The organism is Nocardia huaxiensis, assembly GCF_013744875.1.
Taxonomy (GTDB): domain Bacteria; phylum Actinomycetota; class Actinomycetes; order Mycobacteriales; family Mycobacteriaceae; genus Nocardia; species Nocardia huaxiensis.
On sequence record NZ_CP059399.1, the window covers coordinates 78,319 to 98,764 of the forward strand.

Genomic DNA, 20,446 nt, shown 5'->3' on the forward strand with positions numbered 1-20,446 from the left:
GGTTACATCCCCTGGCGTATACGAGACGTTGCGAACCGTCCAGTCCGTACTGGTGGCGCGGGTGCGCCGCATCCGCGCCAACCGGGGCGAACCCCGTTCTCCCAGAGCGCAATCCACCCGCGCCAAAACACCGTAACGTTGTAATCAGTATTACAACTCCATGCAGTAAGTGAGTGTGACCGCCATGCGACACGGACATCACGGACGCGGATTCGGACGCCCCGGAGGCTGGCAGCAAGCCGACCTCCCCGACGCCGCGGATGCCGAAGACTGGTTCGCCGGAAGATTGCCAGCTGACTGGTTCACCGGCCCGGCAACCCTCGAGATCGATCGCGACGAAATCGTCGTGGTCGGTGAACTCCCCCTCCCCGCACCCGAACCCGCCCCCGCCGACGAAGCCGACGGACCCCAGGACGCCGTCCCCAACGAGGTCCCGCGCGCCACCCGCGAGGGCCTCATCGCCCGCTTCCGCGAATCCACCCGCCCCGCCCGCATGCAGATCGCCCAGGAGGCGCAGGCACGTTACGGGCGCAGTGTGGCCTGGGGCGTGTCGGTCGGCGGCGAGCGAATCATGTTCACCCACCTGGCCGTTCCCGTCATGACGCGCCTGCGCCAGCCGGAACGCAAGGTCCTCGACACCCTCATCGACGCCGGCGTCGCCCGCTCCCGCTCCGACGCCCTGGCCTGGACGGTCCGCCTGGCCGGCAAGCACGCCGAGGAATGGCTCGAGGAATTGCGTTCGGCCATGCGCAAAGTCGACGACCTGCGCTCGGAGGGACCACGCGGGCTTTGACCAACTCTCGGGACTCTCAGGGGTTTCCCCTGAAACCCCTGGGTCCGAAGTGAGGCGGCTCCCCTCCGGGAGCCCTCCGGGTCGGAACTGGGGCGGTGTACGCGGGCATCGGGCTTCGGGCCGTTAGGCTCGGGTCATGACCGGTCCGATCCTCGTGCTCAACGGCCCGAACCTGAACATGCTCGGCACCCGCCAGCCCGAGGTCTACGGCGCGGACACCCTGGACGACGTGGTCGAACTGTGCCGCAAGACCGCGGCCCGGTTCGGCCGCGAGGTCGAGGACTTCCAGTCGAATCACGAAGGCGCCCTGATCGACCGCATCCACGCGGCCCGCGGCGTGAACTCCGCGATCGTCATCAACCCGGGCGGCCTCACCCACACCTCGGTGGCGCTACGCGACGCGCTGGTGATCCCGGAGGTCCCGATCGTCGAGGTGCACATCAGCAATGTGCACGCCCGCGAGGAGTTCCGGCACCACTCGTTCGTCTCGCCGATCGCGACCGCGGTCATCGCCGGCATGGGCATCCAGGGCTACGCGGCGGCGGTCGAATTCCTCTGCACCCGCTGACCCCAGAGCGGCGAACGGCCCGTGACCACAAGGTCACGGGCCGTTTTTCATTCCGGAAATAGCTTGTCCGCAGCAGAATGTAGTAGATATGCTACATCTGATCCAGTACTTACTACTTGGGGGCGAGATGACCGTCGACGGCGGCGTCGTACTCGACGTTGATCAACTGCGTATGCGATACGGCACCCGGGACGTTCTGCGGGACGTCAGCTTTCAGGCGCACCGGGGCGAAGTCCTGGTCCTGCTCGGGCCGAACGGGGCGGGCAAGACCACCACCATCGAAATATTGGAAGGCTTCCGGATGCGGTCCGCGGGACGGGTCGAGGTCCTCGGCACGGATCCAGCGCACGGAAGCGAGGAATGGCGGGCGCGGGTCGGGGTGGTGCTGCAGTCGTGGCGCGATCACGGCAAGTGGCGGGTGCGCGAACTGCTCGGCTATCTGGGCATGTTCTACGAGCCGTACTCCACCGAGAACATCCGGCGGCCCTGGGACACAGACGAACTCATCGCGGCGGTGGGGCTCACCGAGCACGCCGGCGCCAAGATCATGTCGCTGTCCGGCGGGCAGCGGCGGCGGCTCGATGTCGCCATCGGCATCGTGGGGCGGCCGGAACTGCTGTTCCTGGACGAGCCGACGGCGGGCTTCGACCCGCAGGCGCGGCGCGAATTCCACGATCTGGTGCACCGGCTCGCCGATGACGAGCGCACCACCATCATGCTCACCACGCACGACCTCGACGAGGCGGAGAAACTGGCCGATCGGATTCTGATCCTGGCCGGCGGCCGCATCATCGCCGACGGCTCCGCCGATCAACTGTCCCGCCGCATCTCCGGTGAAGCCGAGGTGAAGTGGACCCGCGACGGACAACGATTCGTGCACACCACCACCGAGTCCACCAAGTTCGTCTACGAACTGTTCCAGCAGCACGGCGAGGAGATCGACGAACTCGAGGTGCGCCGCGCCTCGCTGGAGGACACCTACATGACCCTCGTGCAGCGCTTCGAATCCGGACAGGGCGAATTCGACGTGCGCACCCTCGAGGAGGTGACCCGATGAACCCGACCACCGTCGCCGTACGGGCGGGGCTACGCCGCGGCCTGATCGAACTACGGCAGAATTTCACCAATGGCATGGATCTGTTCGGGCAGCTCTTCTGGCCGGTCGGCGTCATGGTCGCGCTGTATCTCATGCGCAACGGCACCTTCGAGGCGAGCGGGCTGGGACTCGGCGCGCTCGCACTGCCCGGGGTGCTCGGCATGCTGATCGCCTTCAACGGCCTGTTCGGCATGGCGCAGTATCTGGCCGTCGATCGCGAGGACGGAACCCTGTTGCGCGCCAAGGCGACTCCCAACGGCATGCGCGGCTACCTGATCGGCAAGATCGTGCTCACCGCGGGCACGGTGTTCGCGCCGCTGGTGCTGCTGCTGGTGTTCGGCATGGCCGTGATCGGCGGGGTCGAGCTCAACAGCGTGAGCCACTGGCTGACGTTCATCTGGGTGCTGCTGCTGGGTCTGGTGGCGTCGCTCCCGCTGGGCGCGGTGATCGGGTCGCTGTTCGAGAGCCCGCGCAGCATCGGGTTCATGTCGTTCCCCATCATGGGGCTGGTGGCGATCTCCGGCATCTTCTATCCGATCACCTCCATGCCCGGCTGGCTGCAGGGCCTCGGACAGGTGTTCCCCATCTACTGGCTGGGTCTGGGCATGCGCTCGGCCATGATGCCCGACAGCGCGGCGGCGGTGGAGATCGCCGGTTCGTGGCGGCACCTGGAAACCGCCGCGGTGCTGGGCGTGTGGGCGGTGCTGGGGCTGGCGCTGGCGCCGATCCTGTTGCGCCGCATGGCCCGCCGGGAATCGGGCTCGAATGTCGCGGCGCGCCGTGAGAAGGCGATGCAGCGTGCCTTCTGAGGTCATCTACAACCGGATCGCGATGCTGCGCGCCGAGCGCGGCATCTCGCGCCGGGAGCTGGCCGAGGCGCTGGGCGTGCACTATCAGACCGTCGGCTATCTGGAGCGCGGCGAGTACAGCCCGAGCCTGCACCTGGCGTTGCGGATCGCGCAGTACTTCGAGGTGCCGGTGGAGATCATCTTCTCCACCGCGCCTTTCCCGCGCATCGGCTCCGAAACCGCTTGAGGCCAACCCAATCCGTCATCCCGGCACGCCACCACCGTCATCCCGGCATGCTTTTGGCCGGGATCCACACGATGCGGTGGATCCCGGCCAGAAGCGCGCCGGGATGACGAGGGCGCGGGCACAGTTCGCGCCGGGAGCACCGGGCTCAGTTGCCGCCGCGAATCAGCTCGTAGGTGGAGACCGCTCGGCCCGCCTCCTCGCTGGCGGCAATGGCCTTGCGCCACAACGCCTGTGAGGTGTGCGAGAAGGTGGCGTCCACGCCGACCTCTTCGCTGGCGTCGATGATGTGCTGCGCACCGGCGTCCATCATCTTCAGGGAGGCGAGGGTGGCCCAGCCGCCGTTCTGGTTGGCGACCGAGAACTCCTGCATGAAGTAGGGGAACGCCTCGCTGGACCGCACCGCGAACGGAACGAACTGGGCGATATCGTGCCCGGACCGGCTGATCATCGCCGTCGCCTGGTCGAAGGCCAGCAGCCAGGGGTGGAAGATGGTGAGCAGCCCCTGGTAGAAGACCTGCGCCAAACCGTCATCCGCGCCCAGGTACTCCTGCGGGCTGAGCGGGCGCAGCAGTTCCGCGTGCGCGTCGAACACCGCGCGCGGACCGCTGTAGAAGATGTACGAGGCCGGATGCTCGATATTGTCGCCCGCGGACATGACTCCGCCGGAAACGAATTCGGCCCCGTGCTTGCGCACCCACGTGGCTCCGGCCCGCGCCTTCTCCGGCGAATCGGAGGAGAGATTGAAGATCACCTTGCCGTTCAGGTGATCGGCGGCCTGCTCCAGCACGCTGTACATGGCGGCGTAGTGGGTGAGGCTGAGCACCGTCACCGCATTGGCGTCCAGTGCCTCGGCGACGGTGGCCGCCTTCTTGGCTCCGAGTTCCACCATCGCATCGGCCTTGTCGGCGCTGCGGTTCCACACGGTGACCTCGACGCCTGCCTTCAGGAACGCCTTCACCATCGACTGCCCCATCGGGCCGAGGCCGATGACGGAGACAGAACGCTGCTGCTGAGACATGTTTCGTCCTTGCTGTTGATCGTGTGTTTCGGTGATTGGCGCCTGAGAAGAGAGTGCTCCGATCGGTAACCTCGGGGAAGACCGCACGTTCGCGTGGGGTTGCTTACCTCGAGGTTGGGATTCAGGTCAGGAGGCCGCGATGGAGTCGGACAGTGGTGCGGATCACGATGTGTGCGGCATGTCCGTCGCCATCGACGTGGTCGGCGGCAAATGGAAACTGCATCTGATGTGGGTGCTGGGCGAGGGCCCACAGCGCTTCAGCCACATCCGCCGCCTGCTGGCCGGTGTCAGCGAGAAGGTGCTCGCCGAAAACCTCCGCCAACTGGAAGCCAGCGGCGTGGTCCACCGCGAGATCTACCCCGAAGTCCCACCCCGCGTGGAGTATTCGCTCACCCCCCTGGGCGAGGATCTGAACCGCGCCCTCGCCCCACTGGAGCAGTGGGGCGAACGCAACCGCGACCAGATCCTCGGCCGCACCCCGGTAGCAGCCGCGAGTTAGACCAGCTGTTCGCCGACCCGCTCGAGCAGGGCCGCCGCATTCGCCATGCTCCGAGCGGGATCGGGTTCGAGATCGGAAAGGGCGTGGGCGGCAGCGAATCCCGCATCGCGGAGTTGATCTCGGGACAGCTGCAGGCGTCCCACGACGGCGACCACGGGAATACCGGCCCGATGTGCGGCGGTCGCAACTCCCATGGGGGCCTTGCCGTTCAGGCTCTGCGCGTCCATGGACCCTTCGCCGGTCACCACCAGGTCCGCCCCCGCGATCCGCGCCGGGAAGTCGACCAGGTCCAGCACCACCTGGATGCCGGAGCGTTCGACCGCGCCGAGCACCGCCATGGCACCGAATCCGGTGCCGCCCGCGGCTCCCGCGCCCGGCTCATCCGCCCATTCGGCTCCGACGAGGTCGGCCCAATTCTTCAGTGCGGCTTCGAGAATCGGGATCTGGTCCGGCGTCGCGCCCTTCTGCGGGGCGTAGACGGCCGCCGCGCCGGAAGGTCCGAGCAGTGGATTGTCCACATCACTGGCGAGGGTGAAACTCGTGTCCGCGACGGCGGGATGCAGACCGCTTCGATCGATCCGGGCGGCCGTCGCGAGTCCTTCCGCACCACCCGCCGATTCGTCGAGTTCTTTGCCATTCGAATCGAATATGCGCAGGCCGAGGGCTTGCAGCAGGCCCGCGCCGCCATCGGTGGAGGCGCTGCCGCCGAGGCCGAGGACGATGTGCCGTGCACCGTGATCCAGGGCGTGGGCGATGACCATGCCCAATCCGTAGGTGCTGGCGTGCAGCGGATCCGGTTGTCCGCCAGGTAGTTTCGCGAGCCCGACGACGGCGGCCAGCTCGATGACGGCGGTGTCGCTCTGGACCGCGTACTCCGTGGCGACGGGTTCCAGCGTCGGCCCGACCGAATTCACCGGCACCCGCTCCCACCCGGCCGCGAGGAAGGCGTCGACGGTTCCGTCCCCACCGTCGGCGATGGGTAGCTGCCGCACCTCGGTTGCGGGCGCGGCGCGGGTGATGCCGGTGGCGAGCGCACCTGCCACCTGGGCGGCGGTGAGCGATCCCTTGAACTTGTCCGGGGCGAGGATCACCAGCCGGGGGCGCGCGTCGGTCATGCTCATAGTGTGGCTGCTGTCCGCAAGTGCGACACGCCGAGCCGATCCTTCGGCAATACGGACAAATAGCTGTCAGCGGAGGGTTAGCGTCGTCTCATGCCGAGTGAAACGATTGAGGTCCGCAAGAACTCCGCTCTCGATCGCTTCGAGCTGTATGTGGACGGCTATCTGGCGGGGGTGGCCTCGTACCAGGACACGGCCAGTGAGCGGGCGTTCGTGCACACCGAGATCTACCCGCAGCACGAGGGTCTCGGGTACGGCCGCAAGCTCGTGCAGGGTGCGCTCGACCAGACTCGCTCCGAGGGGCTGGGGATTCTGCCGATGTGCCCGATGGTGCATCACTTCGTGGAGTCGCGGCCGGATTACCTTGCGCTGGTGCCACAGTGGTCGAGAGGGCGGCTCGGACTACCCCAGGCGTGAGCCCGGAGCAGCCCGCGCCGGGGTTGTCCGCGTAGATCAGATTGTCTCAGTAGGCCGCGACGGCCCCGTCGAGCGCGATCTGCAGTTCGTCCCGCACCACGCGGGTGATCTCGGCCGGCTTGAGCGGCAGTTCGGGGACCGGCACCCCGAAGTAGAAGCTCGCCGACCGCGCCTCCTCCTTCGAGGGCTCGATCTTCGGGTCCGGCCGCGGCCCGTAGCTCAGGCCCAGGCTCACCAGCACCGGATCCGCGCCCAGTTTGCGCGCGCGGAAAGCGATGTGCCCGATGCCGGTTCCCACCGCCTGCACCTGGGTGTGGTCGACATCGTTGCAGGTTCCCTCGGGGAAGACCGCGACCCCGTCGCCGCGCGCCATGCGCTCGGCGCAGATGTCGATCATGCGCTGTCCGGCAGCATTGACCGCGCGAATGCCGTGGTCCTTGCCCCGGAAGACCGGGATCCCGCCCATCATGTCGATCTTGCGCCGCTGTTCGGGTTCCTCGAACAGTTCGTCCTTGGCCAGCACCCGGGTGCGCCCGATGGCCGGTCGCAGCGCGCTGTTCCAGGCCGCGGCGGCGACCGTGTAGGGGTCCTGCTGGGACAGATGATTGATGGAAATCAGCAGCGCCCGCCCCTGAGAGATGTACTCCCGCAACTTCTCCCGCGCCCCGGGCGCATAACCGACCCGAGCGCGGAAGCGACGATTGAGCAACCAGTAGGCCGCCTTCGCCTTCACCAGATTCTGCTGGTGATCGCGGTAGTAGTCGTACACGGCGTCACTGTTCTCGAGGATCACCTCGGGCGGTTCCATGTCGCCACCCTAACCCCGCCGCAAACCTTCCGCTCGGCGGTGGATACATCGTCTGGGACAATGCAATTTCCGTACCTTCCGGCACGGCACTCGCCCGGGTCCACGCGCGGATTCGGCACGCAAACGGCGCAATTGAGCACCTTGACCAATTAAGCACAGCAAATGACCTGTGCCAGTGCGATGATGGCGGAGTGGCACGCGCAGAGGAACACGGTGACCGTTCTCGACGCGAATTCCGGCGCGAGGACCAGGTGGTACGGCCTGGGACTCTGCTGGTCTCGGCAACCGATCTGACGGAGCCGTCCTTCCGGCGCACGGTCGTCTACATCGTCGAGCACAATGACGCCGGCAGTCTCGGCGTGGTGCTGAACCGGCCCAGCGACACCGCCGTGGCCGATGTCCTCCCGCAGTGGGCCGACCTGGCCGCCGACCCGCGCACGCTCTACATCGGCGGGCCGGTGAAACGCGATGCGGCCCTGTGCCTGGCGACCATGAAGGTGGGCGTCGCCTTCACCGGCGTGCCGGGGCTCAGACGCGTGGACGGCCGGGTCGCCCTGGTGGACCTGGACTCCGACCCGGACACGATCGAACCCCTCGTCGAGGGCCTGCGCATCTTCGCGGGCTACGCCGGCTGGACCTTCGGCCAACTGGAAGGCGAACTGGATCGCGGCGACTGGATCGTGCTGTCCGCCCTGCCCACCGACCCCCTCGCCACCCGCGCCGACCTGTGGGCGGCAGTGCTGCGCCGCCAGCCGCTCCCGCTGTCGCTGCTGGCGACCCATCCGATCGAACTCGAGCGCAACTGAACCGCCGCGCGTGCTGTGTCGTGCCTTGGTGCGGAGGTGAATGATGCCCGACGATCAGGCGGCGTTGCTGCGAGCGATCTACGAGGAGCACGCGGCCGCGTTATGGCGGTATACGTTCGGCCTGGTCGGCGATCCGGGGCGGGCAGAAGACATCGTGCAGGAGACGCTGCTGCGCGCCTGGCAGCGTCCGGCCATCCTGGATCAGTCCACGACCTCGGCGCGGGCGTGGCTGTTCACCGTCGCACGTAATCTGGCGGTGGACGAGCATCGCAGTGCGCGCAGCCGCCGCGAATTCCGCACCGACCATCCGCCGGAGCAATCGCAACCGGATCAATCGGATCGGGCCCTGGACGGCTGGCTGGTGGCGGATGCCCTCGCTCAGCTGAGCCGCGATCATCGTGATGTCATCGTCCGCGCCTACTACCGGGGCCTGTCCACGCATCAGATCGCGGCGGAACTGGACATCCCGGAGGGCACGGTGAAATCCCGTATGCACTACGGCATGCGGGCCTTGCGTTTGGTGCTGCAGGAGATGGGGGTGACGAAGTGACCGAAAGCCAGGAGCTCTGCGACGCCTATGCGACGTGGGACGGCGCGTATGTGCTCGGCGCTCTCGCCCGCGACGAGCGCCGCGAATACGAGGATCACCTGGTGGGCTGCGACCGCTGCAAGTCGGCGGTGACGGAACTGGCCGGCCTGCCGGGACTTTTGGCGCTGGTGGACGAAGAGACCGCGGTTTCGGTTGCCGCGCAGGAGGATCCGCCGTCCACGGTGCCGCCGCCACCGGATCGGCTGCTGCCGAAGCTGGCCGAGGCGGCCGACCGGAAGCGGCGGCGCGGCCGGTGGCTGGCACTGGGCGGCGCGGTCGCGGCCGTCGCCGCGGCGGTGGCCGTCGCGATCCCGGTGACCGCGGACATCGTGAGTCATCGCCCGCCCGCGCAGGAGGTGGTGGCGGAGGGCTCGTTCCAGGCGAATGTCGACACGACCATCGTGGCCACCTTCAAAGTCCTTGCGGTGGACGGGCAGACGCGGGTGGACATGTGGTGCAGCTACCCGCCGTCGAACAGCATCTACGCCTGGCAGCTGTCGCTGTGGGTGGTGCGCCAGGACGGCACGCAGTCGAAACTCGCGGAGTGGACGGCGAAACCGGGCGAGGTGTACACCCCGGACGGAACCACCTCGGCCGCTCCCGGCGACCTGAAGACCGTCGAGGTGCGCAACGCCTCCGGCAATGTCCTTCTCTCGGCGGGACTTTGACGCACACCTCGTCCGTCATCCCGGCATGCTTTTGGCCGGGATCCACACAGGTAGGTGGATCCCGGCCAAGAAGCGCGCCGGGATGACGAGGGCGGTGCCTACCGGGTCTTGCGGCGGAACAGGGAGGTGGACCAGAAGAAGCCGCCCACCGCGATGGCCAGACACCACGCCAGGGCGAGAATCCCGTTGTGCCCGATCTCGGTTCCCATGAGCAGTCCGCGCAGGGTTTCGGTGATGGGCGTGAACGGCTGGTATTCGGCGAACTGCTTGACCCCGTTCGACATGGTGTCGGTGGGCACCAGGCCGCTGCCGAGGAACGGCAGGAACAGGATCGGCATGGGCATATTGCTGGCGCTCTCCGGCGTCTGCGCGATGAGGCCGAAGGCGACGCCGAGCCAGCTCAGCGCGAAGATGACCAGGCCGATGAGGCCGAAGGCGGCCAGCCACTCCAGCGGATTGGCGTGCGGCCGGAATCCGATGAGCAGGGCCACCAGCGTCATGCCGAGCACGCCGAGCATGCCCATGATCCAGCTGCCCAGCACCTCGCCGGTGAGCAGCGCCGACTGCGAGATGTGCATGCTGCGGAACCGGTTGACGATGCCCTTGGTCATATCGGTGGAGATCGAAACCGCTACGCCCGCAACCATGTACGCGGGAATCATGAGCATCATGCCGGGCGTCAGATAGTTGATGTACTTCTCGCCGGTGGGCGCCCCGAGCGCGCCGCCGAACACGTAGTTGAACAGCAGCAGCAACATGACCGGCATGACGATGAGCGCGAACACCATCGACGGATAGCGCTTGGCGTGCAGGAGATTCCGCATGAGCATGGTCTTCACGTCCGCGAGCGGGTGGGACTTCAGCGGCGCGGCGAGCGGGGTGCCGGTGATCGTGGTCATCGCGCGATCTCCTTCTCGGTGGAGGCGGTGGCGGCCGGGTTGGAACCGGTGAGGGCGAGGAAGACGTCGTCGAGGTCGGGGGTGTGCACGGACAGGCCCTGCGGTTCGATGCCGACCGTGTCCAGCCGGTCGATGACCTCGCGGACCGAGCGCACCCCGCCGTCGCTCGGGATCGCGAGGGTGAGCTCTCCACTGGACTGCGCGCAATCGCCGAGAGCCCGTGCGGCAGCGATGAATTCACCCGGTTCGGCGAAGTCGAGCTTGATGTAGCCGCCCGGCACCAGCCGCTTGAGCTGATCCGCGGTGCCCTCGGCGACGATGCGCCCGCCGTGCAGCACGGCGATGCGGTCGGCCAGCTGATCGGCCTCCTCCAGGTACTGCGTGGTGAGGAAGATGGTGACGCCCTCCCCCACGAGTCCCCGCACGATGTCCCACACCGCGCGGCGGCTGCGCGGGTCGAGGCCGACGGTGGGCTCATCGAGGAAGATGATGCGCGGGTCGCCGACCAGGGTCATGGCCAGGTCGAGCCGGCGGGTCATGCCGCCGGAGTAGCTGCTCGCCACCTTGTCGGCGGCGTCGACGAGGTCCAGGCGTTCCAGCAGATCGGCTGCGAGCCGGACGCTTTCGCGGCGCGGCAGGTGGTGCAGGTCGCCCATGAGGACGAGGTTCTCGCGGCCGGTGAGCAGTTCGTCCACCGCGGAGAACTGTCCGGTCACGCCGATGGTGGAGCGGATGCCGTCCGGCGCGGTGGCGAGATCGTAACCGCCGACGGTGATTTCGCCGCCGTCCGGGCGCAGCAGGGTCGAAAGGATTTGCACGGTGGTGGTTTTGCCCGCGCCATTCGGGCCGAGGAGCGAAAAGATGCTGCCCTCGGGCACTTCGAAGTCGATGCGGTCGAGCACGATGTGCTCGCCATAGGATTTGTTGAGGCCGGTGACCGAGATGGCCGACGAACGGAGTTCGCTGTACACGGTGTCCCCTTTTCGATAAATTAATATGCATGAATGCATGCGTCATCCAGGCCGTGACCGCCGAGGCTCGCGGTCAAAGCGTCCGGTTGTGCGTATTCAGTTGTGGTGCAGTGCTATTGGAATCAGATGTCGAGGTCTTCGACGATCGGACCGCCGCTCATGCCGACGACGCGGGCGTAGACCTGTGGCGGAACCAGGGCCTCGACCTCCTCGACGGTGTCGACCACGTCGAGGTTGAAGTCGCCCCACTCCTGCTCCCCGAGCCCGAGGAAGCGACGCCAGCTGGTCATGTCCTTCCAGTTCTTGAGGATGTTGACGTCGGTCGGCATCTCGCTGAAGTTGGAGAAGTGGCTGTGCACCGCAAAGGCGCCTTTGCGAGTGCGGTACACCCGGATGTCCTCGATGCGCTCGTTGGTCACCTGGTGCCATTCGGTCAGCAGCTGACCGGAGAAGCGGACCTGCCGCACCCCGTCCCGGCCGACCTTGAGGATCACCTCGTCGTAACCCTCTACGCGGCCTTCCTCGAGCTCGATGAAACGCCGCAGCGCCGTCACGATCGCGCCCGACAGATTTCCCCCCACCAGTTCCTGCGCGCGCTGAAACAGCTTCAGGTCTTCATCGGATACGTAAATCGTCTTGTTCGGCATGAGCCAACTATACGTAGACGTATACATACATGGCAAGAGGGTGTCGCAACTCTCGGAGCTCTCAGGGGCTACGCCCCGACACTCCCGGGTTGCGCAGCGTGAGCGCCAGCGGTTGAACCGGCTACCGCTCACATTCGTATTTCGGGTAACGAGACTCGGGCAATCCTGTGTGAAGCACCGAAAGGGGCGCCCATGCACAGTGGTAGTAGGGCAGCAGACTACCTGGTCCAGGCCATTTCCACGCTCGGCGTGGGGCATATCTTCGGCGTCGGCGGCGCGAACATCGAAGATCTCTACGACGCCGCCTTCGATCACCGCCAAGCCCTGACGGCGGTGGTCGCCAAACACGAGTTCTCGGCCGCCACCATGGCCGACGGATACGCCCGATCCACCGCCGGCCTCGGCGTCGTGGCCGCCACCTCCGGGGGCGGGGCCATGAACCTGGTGGCCGGGCTGGCCGAGTCCTATACCTCCCGGGTGCCGATCCTCGCCCTCATCGGGCAGCCGCCGACCGCGCTGGAGGGCAGGGGCGCCTTCCAGGATTCGAGCGGGCGGGCGGGCGCCATCGACGCGGTGCGACTGTTCTCGCCGATCTCGCAGTACTGCGCCCGCGTGGAGCATCCGTCCCGCCTGCCCGCCCACCTGGCCTGCGCGGTGGCCGCGGCGCAGCGCGGTGGTCCGGCAGTGCTGTTGCTGCCCAAGGATGTTCAGCAGGCCGAGCTGAGCGCGCCGCCGTTCCAGCCGCCGGTCCGCGGCTACCGCCGCGATATCGAGAACCTGTGGCGGGTGGTCGATGCCGTGCGCAGCGCCCGCGCCACCGGCAAGATCGTGATCATCGCGGGTGATCAGATCGCCCGGGACGACGCGCGCGACGAATTGGCAAGGCTGGCAGCGGTACTCGATGCCGCCGTCGGCGTCGCCCCCGACGCCAAGGACGTCTACCACCACGCCGATCCCGGATTCTGCGGTGTCGCGGGCAGCATGGGCCATCCGGAACTCGTCGACGCGCTGCACAATGCGGCGCTGTGCCTGCTGGTCGGCACCCGCATGCCGGTCACGGCGCGCGCGGGGCTGGAGGATTCGCTGGCCGGGGTGCGCATCGCCAGCCTGGGCGCGGAACCGCCGTACCTGGCAGCCGTCCACGCGCACACCAACAATCTGGCCACCACGCTCGGCGAGCTCATCACGCCCGCGTTCGAGGAGGAGGGCGAGCAGGCCGCCGCCCTCACGCCGCTGGCCGTGCCGCCCTCGGATGGCCCCGGGCTGCGGTATCGCGAGGTGGTGGAGACCATCAATGCCGAATTACCGGAGGGCGCGGACGTTTTCGCCGATGCCGGGAACACCGGCGCGGCGGTCGTGCACCATTTGCGGCTGCCGCGCGACGGCAGGTTCACCGTGGCCCTGGGGATGGGTGGCATGGGCTATTCGTTCGGGGCGGGCATCGGGTCCGCGTTCGCGCGCGGCCGACGCCCCGACGGCAGCCCGCGCCGCACCTTCGTCATCGCCGGGGACGGCGCGTTCTTCATGCACGGCATGGAGATCCACACCGCGATCGAGCACAACCTGCCGATCACCTTCCTCGTCTTCAACAACAACGCACACGCCATGTGCATAACTCGCGAGCAGGTCTACTACGGAGACCGCTACAGCTTCAACAGGTTCCGACCGGCGCATCCGGGCGCCGGCGTCGCCGCCATGTTCCCGGATATGTGCGCCCACGCACCCACCACAGTCGCCGAACTCGCCGCGTCGCTGCGGCATTGCGTCGGCCGTCCCGGTCCGTCGTTCATCGCGGTCGATTGCGATCCCGACGAGATCCCGCCCTTCACACCGTTTCTGACGGCCCCCAGGAGGTAATCGTGACAACCAGCGCCCTGCCCGCACTCAGCGACATCCCCGAGGAGGTGGTGCCCGGCGTGCTGCGCATCGAGAACTCCGACCGGGAGGCCACCACCCCGATCATCCTCGACATGCTGCGGTCGGTGTATCCACACGACCAGGTCTTCGGCGAATTCTGCCCCGTACAGGGGTATATCGACGCGCCGCCCCGGGAACTGTTCGAATACCTTTCGGACACACGGTCTCTGGAGGAGTGGACATACAGCCTGCGCGGCTTCGAACAGACCGAGGAACCGGGGCTGTGGGTGTCCTACGACCGGCTGGGCCCCAATACCCGCATCTACACCCGCACGGTCGCCAACCCGGAATCCATGACGGTCGACTACCACTGCGCCTGGGATCAGGGCGAACACCTGTGGATGATCTACCTCATGCGGGTGGTCGACGCACAGGTGGTGTTCGACAAGCCCGGGTCGGTGGTGCTGTGGAACAACTGCCATCACCCGTTCTACGACAAGAACCCCTACCAGGACACCGCGCCCGAGGGCCGCAAGGTGTGGGTGGGCGACTTCTGGGAGATGTTCTCCGCGGGCCACCAACTGGAACTGGACAACCTCAAAGCCATTGCCGAATACCGGGTTTCGCACGGACTGCCGGTCAAGCCGGCCTGGATGGATTGAGCGCCGATCATGGATTTCACCGACCCGAACCTGCGGACCGTGCCCGTCAGCCTGGTGGACGTTTCCAGCTACCTGCCCGGAAAGCCGGTCGGCACCGAGTATTTCACCCAGTTCTCCCGCTCCGAACGCATGGCCAAGAATGTCATGTTCCGGGCGCCCAAGGCTCGCCACCACGTGCAGCGTGACGAGACGGCGGTGGACATGGCCGAGCGCGCAGTCGCCGGCCTGATCGAACGCCATGGGGCGCAGGAGATCTCGAATATCGACGTGCTGCTCACCCACACCCAGCTGCCGGACAATCCGGTGCTCGGCTGCGGCCCGGAGGTGGCGCGGCGGCTGAACATGCGACCCGGCTGGGTCTTCGACGTGCACAACGGCGGCTGCGCGGCCTTCGTGCACATGATGTCGCTGGCCCGGATGATCCTGCGCACCACCGATGCCCGCACCGCGCTCATCGTGACCGCGCAGAACTGCGCGGGGCCGGTGTTCACCCAGACCGAGATCCGCGGGCTCGCTCAAGCACCGGTGCCCGGAGACGGTTGCGGCGCAGGACTTCTCGTGAAGAACAACGACGCGCCGATCCTCGACATCGAATGCCGCACCTATCCCGAATTCGCGGGCGACATGGATTTCAGCACCGGATCCGACCGCAAGTACTGGGAGCCCGGAGAGGGCCAGGGCTGCGTCACCTTCAGTGAATCCAAAGTGGCCAAGGTGTTCTCGCGCGGCAACCGCCTCGTCCCGGAGGTGGCGCTGACCGTGTGCGAGCGCATCGGGGTGAAGAGCCGCGATATCGACACCTTCGTCACCAATCAGCCCAACCGGCTGTTCCTGCGCAACTGGCACGACGCACTGGAACTGCCCGCCGAACGCCATCCCGACACCTTCGACGACTGCGGAAACCTGTTCGCCGCAGGCATTCCCGTCACCCTCGACACCGAGAACCGGGCGGGCCGGCTGCGCAATGGATCCATCGTGCTCATGTCGGCCTTCGCGCACGCCGGAGACTTCGCGGGCGCGGCGGCCGTGCGGTGGGGCGCGGCTCGATGACGCCGCAGCCGGGGGCGGATGTGGCGGCGGCGGAGGCGCACGTGGCGGCACAGCGGGACGCCTCGGTATCCGGCTCGCCGCGCTTCGACGCGGTGCGCTACGACCTCACACTGAGCGAGAACCCTTTTCCGCCTTTGCCTTCCGTGCGGGCCGCGATCGAGGGGTGCCTGGCACGGGCGAACCGCTACCCGGAATTCCTGCCGCGCCTGCTGCCGCAGGTCATCGCCGAACACCTCGGGGTGGAAGCCGACCACATCGTGGTGGGCGCGGGCGCGACCGGGGTGGCCATGCAGATCATGCAGACGCTGCCCGCGCGCGGCAGCCGATTCATTTTCGCCACACCGACTTTCGACGGTTATCCGATCCTGGCCAACCAGGTGGGCCTGCACACCGTGCAGGTGCCCCTGGACGGGTCGGGGCGGCAGAACCTCTGGTCGATACTGCGGGCGGTGGACGAGCGCACCGGGCTGATCGCCGTCTGCCGCCCGCACAATCCCACCGGCACCGTGGTCCCGGCCAGTGAACTGAAGGGATTCCTGTACTCGGCGCCATCGCACATCCCGATCATTCTCGACGAGGCGTATGTCGAATTCCTCGGCGCGGCAGATACTCTGGATCCGGTCGAGCTGGTGCGGCGACATCCCAATGTGATCGTGCTGCGCACCTTCTCCAAGGCGTACGGCCTGGCCGGACTGCACATCGGCTACGGCTTCGGCTCGCCGGAACTGCTGGCCCGGGTGCGGCGGTTACAGCTGCCGTTCGGCATGCCCGAGGCGGCCATCGCGGCGGTGCGCGCCTCCTATGCGGCCGAAGCCGAACTGGGCGAACGCATCCTGCGCATCACCACGCAGCGGGAGGTGCTGCGCACGGCCCTGCGCCGCACCGGCATACGGGTGCCGCGCAGCAGCGGCAACTTCCTGTACCTGCCCGGCCGCGATATCGCGGCGACGCTGACGCACGCCGGCATCGCGGTGAAGCGCTACGCCGACGGCAGCGCCCGCATCGCGGTCGGGGACCCCGAGGCCGATCGCGCGGTGCTGAACGCGCTCGCGGCGCCGGTCGATCCGATCTCCGGGGAGGACAGCCACATCCTGTCGCTCACGCTGCGGTCCGGGCCCAGCGCTGTGCGATCGCGGCACAGGTGATCAGCTGGATCTGATGGAAGATCATGAGCGGCAGCACGATCAGGCCGACCGGTGAACCGGCGAACAGCACGGTGGCCATCGGCAGACCGGTGGCCAGGCTCTTCTTGGAGCCGCAGAACACCACCACGATCCGGTCGGCCCGATCGAACCCCGCCGCCCTGCCGATGAACACCGTCGCACCCAGCACGATGGCCAGCATCACCGCGCACACCCCGGCCACCGCCAGAATCCGCCACGGCGACAGCGAATGCCAGATGCCCTCCACCATGCCCGCGCTGAACGCCGCGTACACCACCAGCACGATGGATCCGCGATCCACCAGCTTGGTGGGCTCCGCGTAGCGCCGCAGCCAGCCGATCACCCTGGGCCGCAGCAACTGCCCGACGAAGAACGGCACCAGCAGCTGCAGCACGATGTCGAGGATCGCGGACGGATCCACCTGCGCCTGCCCGGTGGTGTTCATCAACAGGATCACCAGCGCGGGAGTCAGGAAGACGCCCAGCAGATTCGACACCGTCGCGCTCACGATCGCGCCCGCCACATTGCCCTTGGCGATGGAGGTGAACGCGATCGACGACTGCACGGTCGATGGAATCAGGCACAGGAACAGCACACCCGTGTACAGGTCGTCGGTGAGGATCCCCGGCACCAGGACGTGCGCCGCCAGGCCGATCAGCGGAAAGAGCACGAATGTGCAGGCCAGCACGGTGACGTGCAGCCGCCAGTGCTTCAACCCCGCCAGCGCCTCCTGCGGGGACAAACGCGTGCCGTACAGCAGGAACAGCAATGCGATGGCGATTTTCGTCAGCCAGTCCACCGCCGTCGCCGCCTCGCCGCGTGCCGGGAAGATACTGGCCACGACCACAGCGCCGAGAATCGACAGGATGAAACCGTCGATATAGAACTTGCTGAGAAATCGCACGATTCACCCTAAACACCCCAATTTATTTGGATTAACACCGGACCCGTGCGACGGCGATACTGGTGGTGATCGACCGTCCAGACGACTCCGAGGGGGAATCGCCATGGTCACCTGGATCCTCGCGGCCGGAGCCGACGCCCCGGCCGCCACCGTATGGGCCGCCGCGGACAACCCGGCCGTCGCGGCGGCCACCTGGGGCATTCCCGGCCGCACCTTCCTGGGGCTGTACCTGATCGTCGCGCTGCTCGCCGCCGGGTACGGATTCACCCAGCGCGCCAGGATCATTCGCGACACCGCGCACACCCGGCCGCACGCGCATCCGCTCACCGTCACCGAAACCGCCATGCTGTTCGACGACCGCCGACCGGTGCTTACCGGGCTCGCACAGTTGCGGGGGCACGGGCTGATCACCTCCAGCGGCACCCCGACCGGCAGTCCGCACCGGGGTGCCGAGCAATCGCTGGACCGGTTCTCCCAGGCGCTGCTCGGCTACCTGCGCACCTCGCACAAGAAGCATGTGCTGGCCATGTCAGGCGCCTCGCGCGGGCCGCTGAAGACGTTGCGCAAGTCGTTGGAGGACCGCGGCTACCTGCTCAGCCGGGAACAGCGCAGGGCACTGCTGCTGGCGGCACTTCCGCTCGACGCCGTCTTCGTGCTCGGCCTGGTGCGCGCCGTCGCGGGCTCGTCCAACGACCAGCCGATCGGCTTGCTGATCCTCGCCATGATCGGCGTCTTCATTCTCGCCGTCCTGGTCCTGCGCCCCGTGCGCCTCACCCACCAGGGCCGCCAGGCCCGTCAGGAAACCGTGCGGCGCAACAGCCATCTGCGCCCGGGCAATTCGCCCGCCTACACCTCCTACGGCATGGACAGCGCCGCCATGGCCACGGCCCTCTTCGGCGCCCTCGTCCTCTGGCAGCTCGACCCCGAACTGGCCGGCACCACCGGCATGACCACCGGCGGCGGCAGCAGCGGCAGCTCCGGCAGCAGCTGCTCGGGCGGCAGCGGGGGCAGCAGTTGCAGCGGGGGCGGAGGCGGAGGCGGCGGTTGTGGCGGCGGAGGCGGGTGCGGCGGATGAGCACCCCGAACCCGCTGTCCGACGGCATCCCGGACAGCAACACCCCATCCCACGGCACCGGCGGCCCACTACCCGCCGGTGCGCTGGGCATCGGCTGGCGGCGCGAAATCTGCGGCATCATCGCCGGTTTGGACGGAATCTCGTTCTGCGAGGTGATCGCCGAGTCACTGCCTCGAACCACCCCGCGTGGACAGCGCGCAGTACTCGGCCGCCGCCGGAGCGATCCTCGATTCGAGGTGACGGTTCCGGACGAGCTGGAGGCCCTGCGGTCGACGGGCGTTGCCGTTGTGCCGCACGGGATTTCGCTGTCGCTGGGGAGCGCGGAAGAGGTGGACGCGGCGCGGGTCGCGCATATGGCGGCGTGTGCGCGGGCGCTCGGGTCGCCGCTGGTGAGCGAGCACATCGCGTTCGTGCGCGCGGGCGGCATGGAGGCCGGGCATCTGCTTCCGGTGCCGCGGACCCGGGAAGCGCTGGATGCGCTGGCGCGCAATATCTCTCGGACACAGCGTGAACTGGAGGTGCCGCTGGCGGTGGAGAACATCGCGGCACTGTTCGAGTGGCCGGACGCGGAATTCAGTGAGGCGGAGTTCCTGCGGGAGCTGGTGGAGCGCACCGGCGTTTACCTGCTGCTGGATATCGCCAACGTGTACGCGAACGCGCGCAACAGGTCTCAGGATCCGCTGACGGAACTGCTCAGCCTGCCGGCCGAGCGGATCGCGTACTGCCATGTGGCCGGTGGACGTGAAGCAGGCGGGCGGTATCACGACACGCATGTGCATCCCGTGCCGGACGAGGTGCTGGGGCTGGTCGCCGAATTCACCGCCCACAATCCGGTGCCCCTCATGCTGGAGCGGGACGGAAACTATCCGCCCGCAAGCGAACTCGTCGCCGAACTGTCCGCCATCGCGCGGGCGGCGGGTCGCCCGGCGATCACGCTGCGGCCGGAAGCGCCCGTGGCATGAGCGAATTCGACAGCGCGGTCCCCGCCGGGCCGCAGGAGCCACCGCCGCCCGCACCGGACGGTGGGCGCGGGTCGCTGGCTCAACGGCAGGAGGAGCTGGTGCGCGCCCTGGTCGCCGGGGGTGAGGTGCCTGCGGGTTTCGATCCGGCCGCTCTCGGCGCGACCGCGCACGCGCTGCTGCACAAGCGAGCCGAGGAGGTCGCGCACCGGTTCCCGCGGCTCGCCCATGATGCGGGACCGGAGTACACGGCGAAGTACATCGCCTGGGCGCGCACCCGGCCGAAGGTGAGCACGGCCGCCGATGCCGAGGCGTTCGCGGCCGATCACGACCTGCCGCCGCGACCGCCGCGCCGCCGCCTGCGTGACCTGTTTCGCTGATCCGTGACGGGTAACCCCGGGATTGCCACTCGGGCCAATTCATGCACGAGTGCTAATGTCCGAAATAGTTAGCCGAGAAGTCACCGAATCCTCGAGAGGAACCGTATGACCACGCTCGAGCACGCAGTACACACCGATCACGATCATGTTCACGGCCCCTCCTGCGGGCATGTCGCCGTGCCGCACGGCGACCACGTCGACTACGTCCACGACGGGCATCTCCACCGCTCGCACGACGGCCATTTCGACGAGTGCGAACCCACCGGCCACGTCTCCTGCGAACACGCCGACCACACTCACGGCGAGGGTTGCGGGCATGTCGCCGTCCCGCACGGGGACCACGTCGACTACATCCACGACGGGCACCGGCACGCCTCCCACAACGGTCACTACGACGACCACTGATCCACCGCGCAGGACCGTCGCCGAGGCCACGAGCATCGGCGCGGTCGCACGATGCCGCG

Annotated in this window: 25 protein-coding genes; 18 read left to right on the top strand and 7 right to left on the bottom strand. The window is 67.7% G+C overall.

Annotated features, from left to right (window positions below):
- The first annotated feature begins 184 nt into the window (after positions 1-184).
- From H0264_RS00335 to H0264_RS00355, 5 genes are all read left to right on the top strand, one after another.
- Positions 185-793 carry a hypothetical protein gene (locus H0264_RS00335; protein WP_181582097.1) on the top strand — a complete coding sequence of 203 codons (609 nt, stop codon included), beginning with the start codon at positions 185-187 and terminating at the stop codon, positions 791-793.
- A gap of 136 nt (positions 794-929) precedes the next feature.
- Positions 930-1,361: a type II 3-dehydroquinate dehydratase gene (aroQ, locus tag H0264_RS00340; RefSeq protein ID WP_181582098.1), complete on the top strand. Its 432-nt coding sequence runs from the start codon at positions 930-932 to the stop codon at positions 1,359-1,361.
- A gap of 127 nt (positions 1,362-1,488) precedes the next feature.
- Positions 1,489-2,418 (top strand): ABC transporter ATP-binding protein, encoded by a 930-nt coding sequence (locus H0264_RS00345; protein ID WP_181582099.1) that lies wholly within the window; start codon positions 1,489-1,491, stop codon positions 2,416-2,418.
- Entirely contained in the window at positions 2,415-3,266 is an 852-nt protein-coding gene (locus H0264_RS00350) for an ABC transporter permease (RefSeq protein WP_181582100.1), read from the top strand. The genes H0264_RS00345 and H0264_RS00350 overlap by 4 nt, the downstream gene beginning before the upstream one ends.
- Positions 3,256-3,492, top strand: coding sequence for a helix-turn-helix transcriptional regulator (locus H0264_RS00355; protein ID WP_220139929.1), 237 nt, complete (start codon positions 3,256-3,258; stop codon positions 3,490-3,492). The genes H0264_RS00350 and H0264_RS00355 overlap by 11 nt, the downstream gene beginning before the upstream one ends.
- A gap of 145 nt (positions 3,493-3,637) precedes the next feature.
- Here the strand turns inward: H0264_RS00355 and H0264_RS00360 are convergent, their stop codons facing one another.
- The gene (locus H0264_RS00360; RefSeq protein WP_181582102.1) at positions 3,638-4,510 is read right to left on the bottom strand and encodes an NAD(P)-dependent oxidoreductase; all 873 of its coding nucleotides are present in this window, start codon (positions 4,508-4,510) and stop codon (positions 3,638-3,640) included.
- A 139-nt stretch (positions 4,511-4,649) separates the two neighbouring features.
- Here H0264_RS00360 and H0264_RS00365 point away from each other — a divergent pair, with 139 nt between their 5' ends.
- Positions 4,650-5,009 carry a winged helix-turn-helix transcriptional regulator gene (locus tag H0264_RS00365; RefSeq protein WP_181582103.1) on the top strand — a complete coding sequence of 120 codons (360 nt, stop codon included), beginning with the start codon at positions 4,650-4,652 and terminating at the stop codon, positions 5,007-5,009.
- Here H0264_RS00365 and H0264_RS00370 read toward each other — a convergent pair.
- Positions 5,006-6,124, bottom strand: coding sequence for a glycerate kinase (locus H0264_RS00370; protein ID WP_181582104.1), 1,119 nt, complete (start codon positions 6,122-6,124; stop codon positions 5,006-5,008). The genes H0264_RS00365 and H0264_RS00370 overlap by 4 nt on opposite strands.
- Positions 6,125-6,220: 96 nt before the next feature.
- On the opposite strand from H0264_RS00370, the gene H0264_RS00375 reads away from it, so the two are divergent.
- Positions 6,221-6,544 carry a GNAT family N-acetyltransferase gene (locus tag H0264_RS00375; protein WP_181582105.1) on the top strand — a complete coding sequence of 108 codons (324 nt, stop codon included), beginning with the start codon at positions 6,221-6,223 and terminating at the stop codon, positions 6,542-6,544.
- Between the two features lie 46 nt (positions 6,545-6,590).
- Here H0264_RS00375 and H0264_RS00380 read toward each other — a convergent pair whose 3' ends face one another.
- Positions 6,591-7,352, bottom strand: a complete 762-nt coding sequence (locus H0264_RS00380) for a lysophospholipid acyltransferase family protein (protein WP_181582106.1) — start codon at positions 7,350-7,352, stop codon at positions 6,591-6,593.
- Positions 7,353-7,543: 191 nt separating this feature from the next.
- Between H0264_RS00380 and H0264_RS00385 the strand changes: the two genes are divergently transcribed.
- The 3 genes from H0264_RS00385 to H0264_RS00395 are packed head-to-tail and all read left to right on the top strand — an operon-like array spanning position 7,544 to position 9,415.
- The gene (locus H0264_RS00385; protein WP_181582107.1) at positions 7,544-8,158 is read left to right on the top strand and encodes a YqgE/AlgH family protein; all 615 of its coding nucleotides are present in this window, start codon (positions 7,544-7,546) and stop codon (positions 8,156-8,158) included.
- A 43-nt stretch (positions 8,159-8,201) separates the two neighbouring features.
- Entirely contained in the window at positions 8,202-8,708 is a 507-nt protein-coding gene (locus H0264_RS00390) for a sigma-70 family RNA polymerase sigma factor (RefSeq protein ID WP_181582108.1), read from the top strand.
- A complete protein-coding gene (locus H0264_RS00395; RefSeq protein ID WP_181582109.1) occupies positions 8,705-9,415 on the top strand; it encodes a zf-HC2 domain-containing protein in 711 nt (236 codons plus the stop codon). The genes H0264_RS00390 and H0264_RS00395 overlap by 4 nt, the downstream gene beginning before the upstream one ends.
- Positions 9,416-9,513: 98 nt before the next feature.
- On the opposite strand, the gene H0264_RS00400 is transcribed toward H0264_RS00395, so the two are convergent.
- From H0264_RS00400 to H0264_RS00410, 3 genes are all read right to left on the bottom strand, one after another.
- Positions 9,514-10,314 carry an ABC transporter permease gene (locus H0264_RS00400; protein ID WP_181582110.1) on the bottom strand — a complete coding sequence of 267 codons (801 nt, stop codon included), beginning with the start codon at positions 10,312-10,314 and terminating at the stop codon, positions 9,514-9,516.
- On the bottom strand, positions 10,311-11,285 hold the full coding sequence (locus tag H0264_RS00405; RefSeq protein WP_231083714.1) for an ATP-binding cassette domain-containing protein: 975 nt from the start codon (positions 11,283-11,285) through the stop codon (positions 10,311-10,313). The genes H0264_RS00400 and H0264_RS00405 overlap by 4 nt, the downstream gene beginning before the upstream one ends.
- 122 nt (positions 11,286-11,407) lie before the next feature.
- Positions 11,408-11,932 (bottom strand): EXLDI protein, encoded by a 525-nt coding sequence (locus H0264_RS00410; RefSeq protein WP_181582112.1) that lies wholly within the window; start codon positions 11,930-11,932, stop codon positions 11,408-11,410.
- 192 nt (positions 11,933-12,124) lie between these two features.
- Between H0264_RS00410 and H0264_RS00415 the strand changes: the two genes are divergently transcribed.
- The 4 genes from H0264_RS00415 to H0264_RS00430 are packed head-to-tail and all read left to right on the top strand — an operon-like array spanning position 12,125 to position 16,646.
- The gene (locus tag H0264_RS00415) at positions 12,125-13,789 is read left to right on the top strand and encodes a thiamine pyrophosphate-binding protein (protein WP_181582113.1); all 1,665 of its coding nucleotides are present in this window, start codon (positions 12,125-12,127) and stop codon (positions 13,787-13,789) included.
- Between the two features lie 2 nt (positions 13,790-13,791).
- On the top strand, positions 13,792-14,451 hold the full coding sequence (locus tag H0264_RS00420; protein ID WP_181582114.1) for an SRPBCC family protein: 660 nt from the start codon (positions 13,792-13,794) through the stop codon (positions 14,449-14,451).
- A 9-nt stretch (positions 14,452-14,460) separates the two neighbouring features.
- On the top strand, positions 14,461-15,501 hold the full coding sequence (locus H0264_RS00425; RefSeq protein WP_181582115.1) for a 3-oxoacyl-ACP synthase III family protein: 1,041 nt from the start codon (positions 14,461-14,463) through the stop codon (positions 15,499-15,501).
- Positions 15,498-16,646 carry an aminotransferase class I/II-fold pyridoxal phosphate-dependent enzyme gene (locus H0264_RS00430; protein ID WP_181582116.1) on the top strand — a complete coding sequence of 383 codons (1,149 nt, stop codon included), beginning with the start codon at positions 15,498-15,500 and terminating at the stop codon, positions 16,644-16,646. The genes H0264_RS00425 and H0264_RS00430 overlap by 4 nt, the downstream gene beginning before the upstream one ends.
- Here H0264_RS00430 and H0264_RS00435 read toward each other — a convergent pair.
- Entirely contained in the window at positions 16,600-17,568 is a 969-nt protein-coding gene (locus tag H0264_RS00435; protein ID WP_181582117.1) for a bile acid:sodium symporter family protein, read from the bottom strand. The genes H0264_RS00430 and H0264_RS00435 overlap by 47 nt on opposite strands.
- 103 nt (positions 17,569-17,671) lie before the next feature.
- On the opposite strand from H0264_RS00435, the gene H0264_RS00440 reads away from it, so the two are divergent.
- The 4 genes from H0264_RS00440 (at position 17,672) to H0264_RS00455 (ending at position 20,387) form a co-directional block, all read left to right on the top strand.
- Complete coding sequence (locus H0264_RS00440) at positions 17,672-18,643, top strand: TIGR04222 domain-containing membrane protein (protein WP_181582118.1); 972 nt, start codon at positions 17,672-17,674, stop codon at positions 18,641-18,643.
- The gene (locus H0264_RS00445; protein WP_181582119.1) at positions 18,640-19,605 is read left to right on the top strand and encodes an MbnB/TglH/ChrH family RiPP precursor modification enzyme; all 966 of its coding nucleotides are present in this window, start codon (positions 18,640-18,642) and stop codon (positions 19,603-19,605) included. The genes H0264_RS00440 and H0264_RS00445 overlap by 4 nt, the downstream gene beginning before the upstream one ends.
- Positions 19,602-19,982 (top strand): SCO6045 C-terminal-like domain-containing protein, encoded by a 381-nt coding sequence (locus H0264_RS00450; RefSeq protein ID WP_231083719.1) that lies wholly within the window; start codon positions 19,602-19,604, stop codon positions 19,980-19,982. The genes H0264_RS00445 and H0264_RS00450 overlap by 4 nt, the downstream gene beginning before the upstream one ends.
- A gap of 105 nt (positions 19,983-20,087) precedes the next feature.
- Positions 20,088-20,387, top strand: coding sequence for a hypothetical protein (locus H0264_RS00455; RefSeq protein ID WP_181582120.1), 300 nt, complete (start codon positions 20,088-20,090; stop codon positions 20,385-20,387).
- Positions 20,388-20,446: the final 59 nt, after the last annotated feature.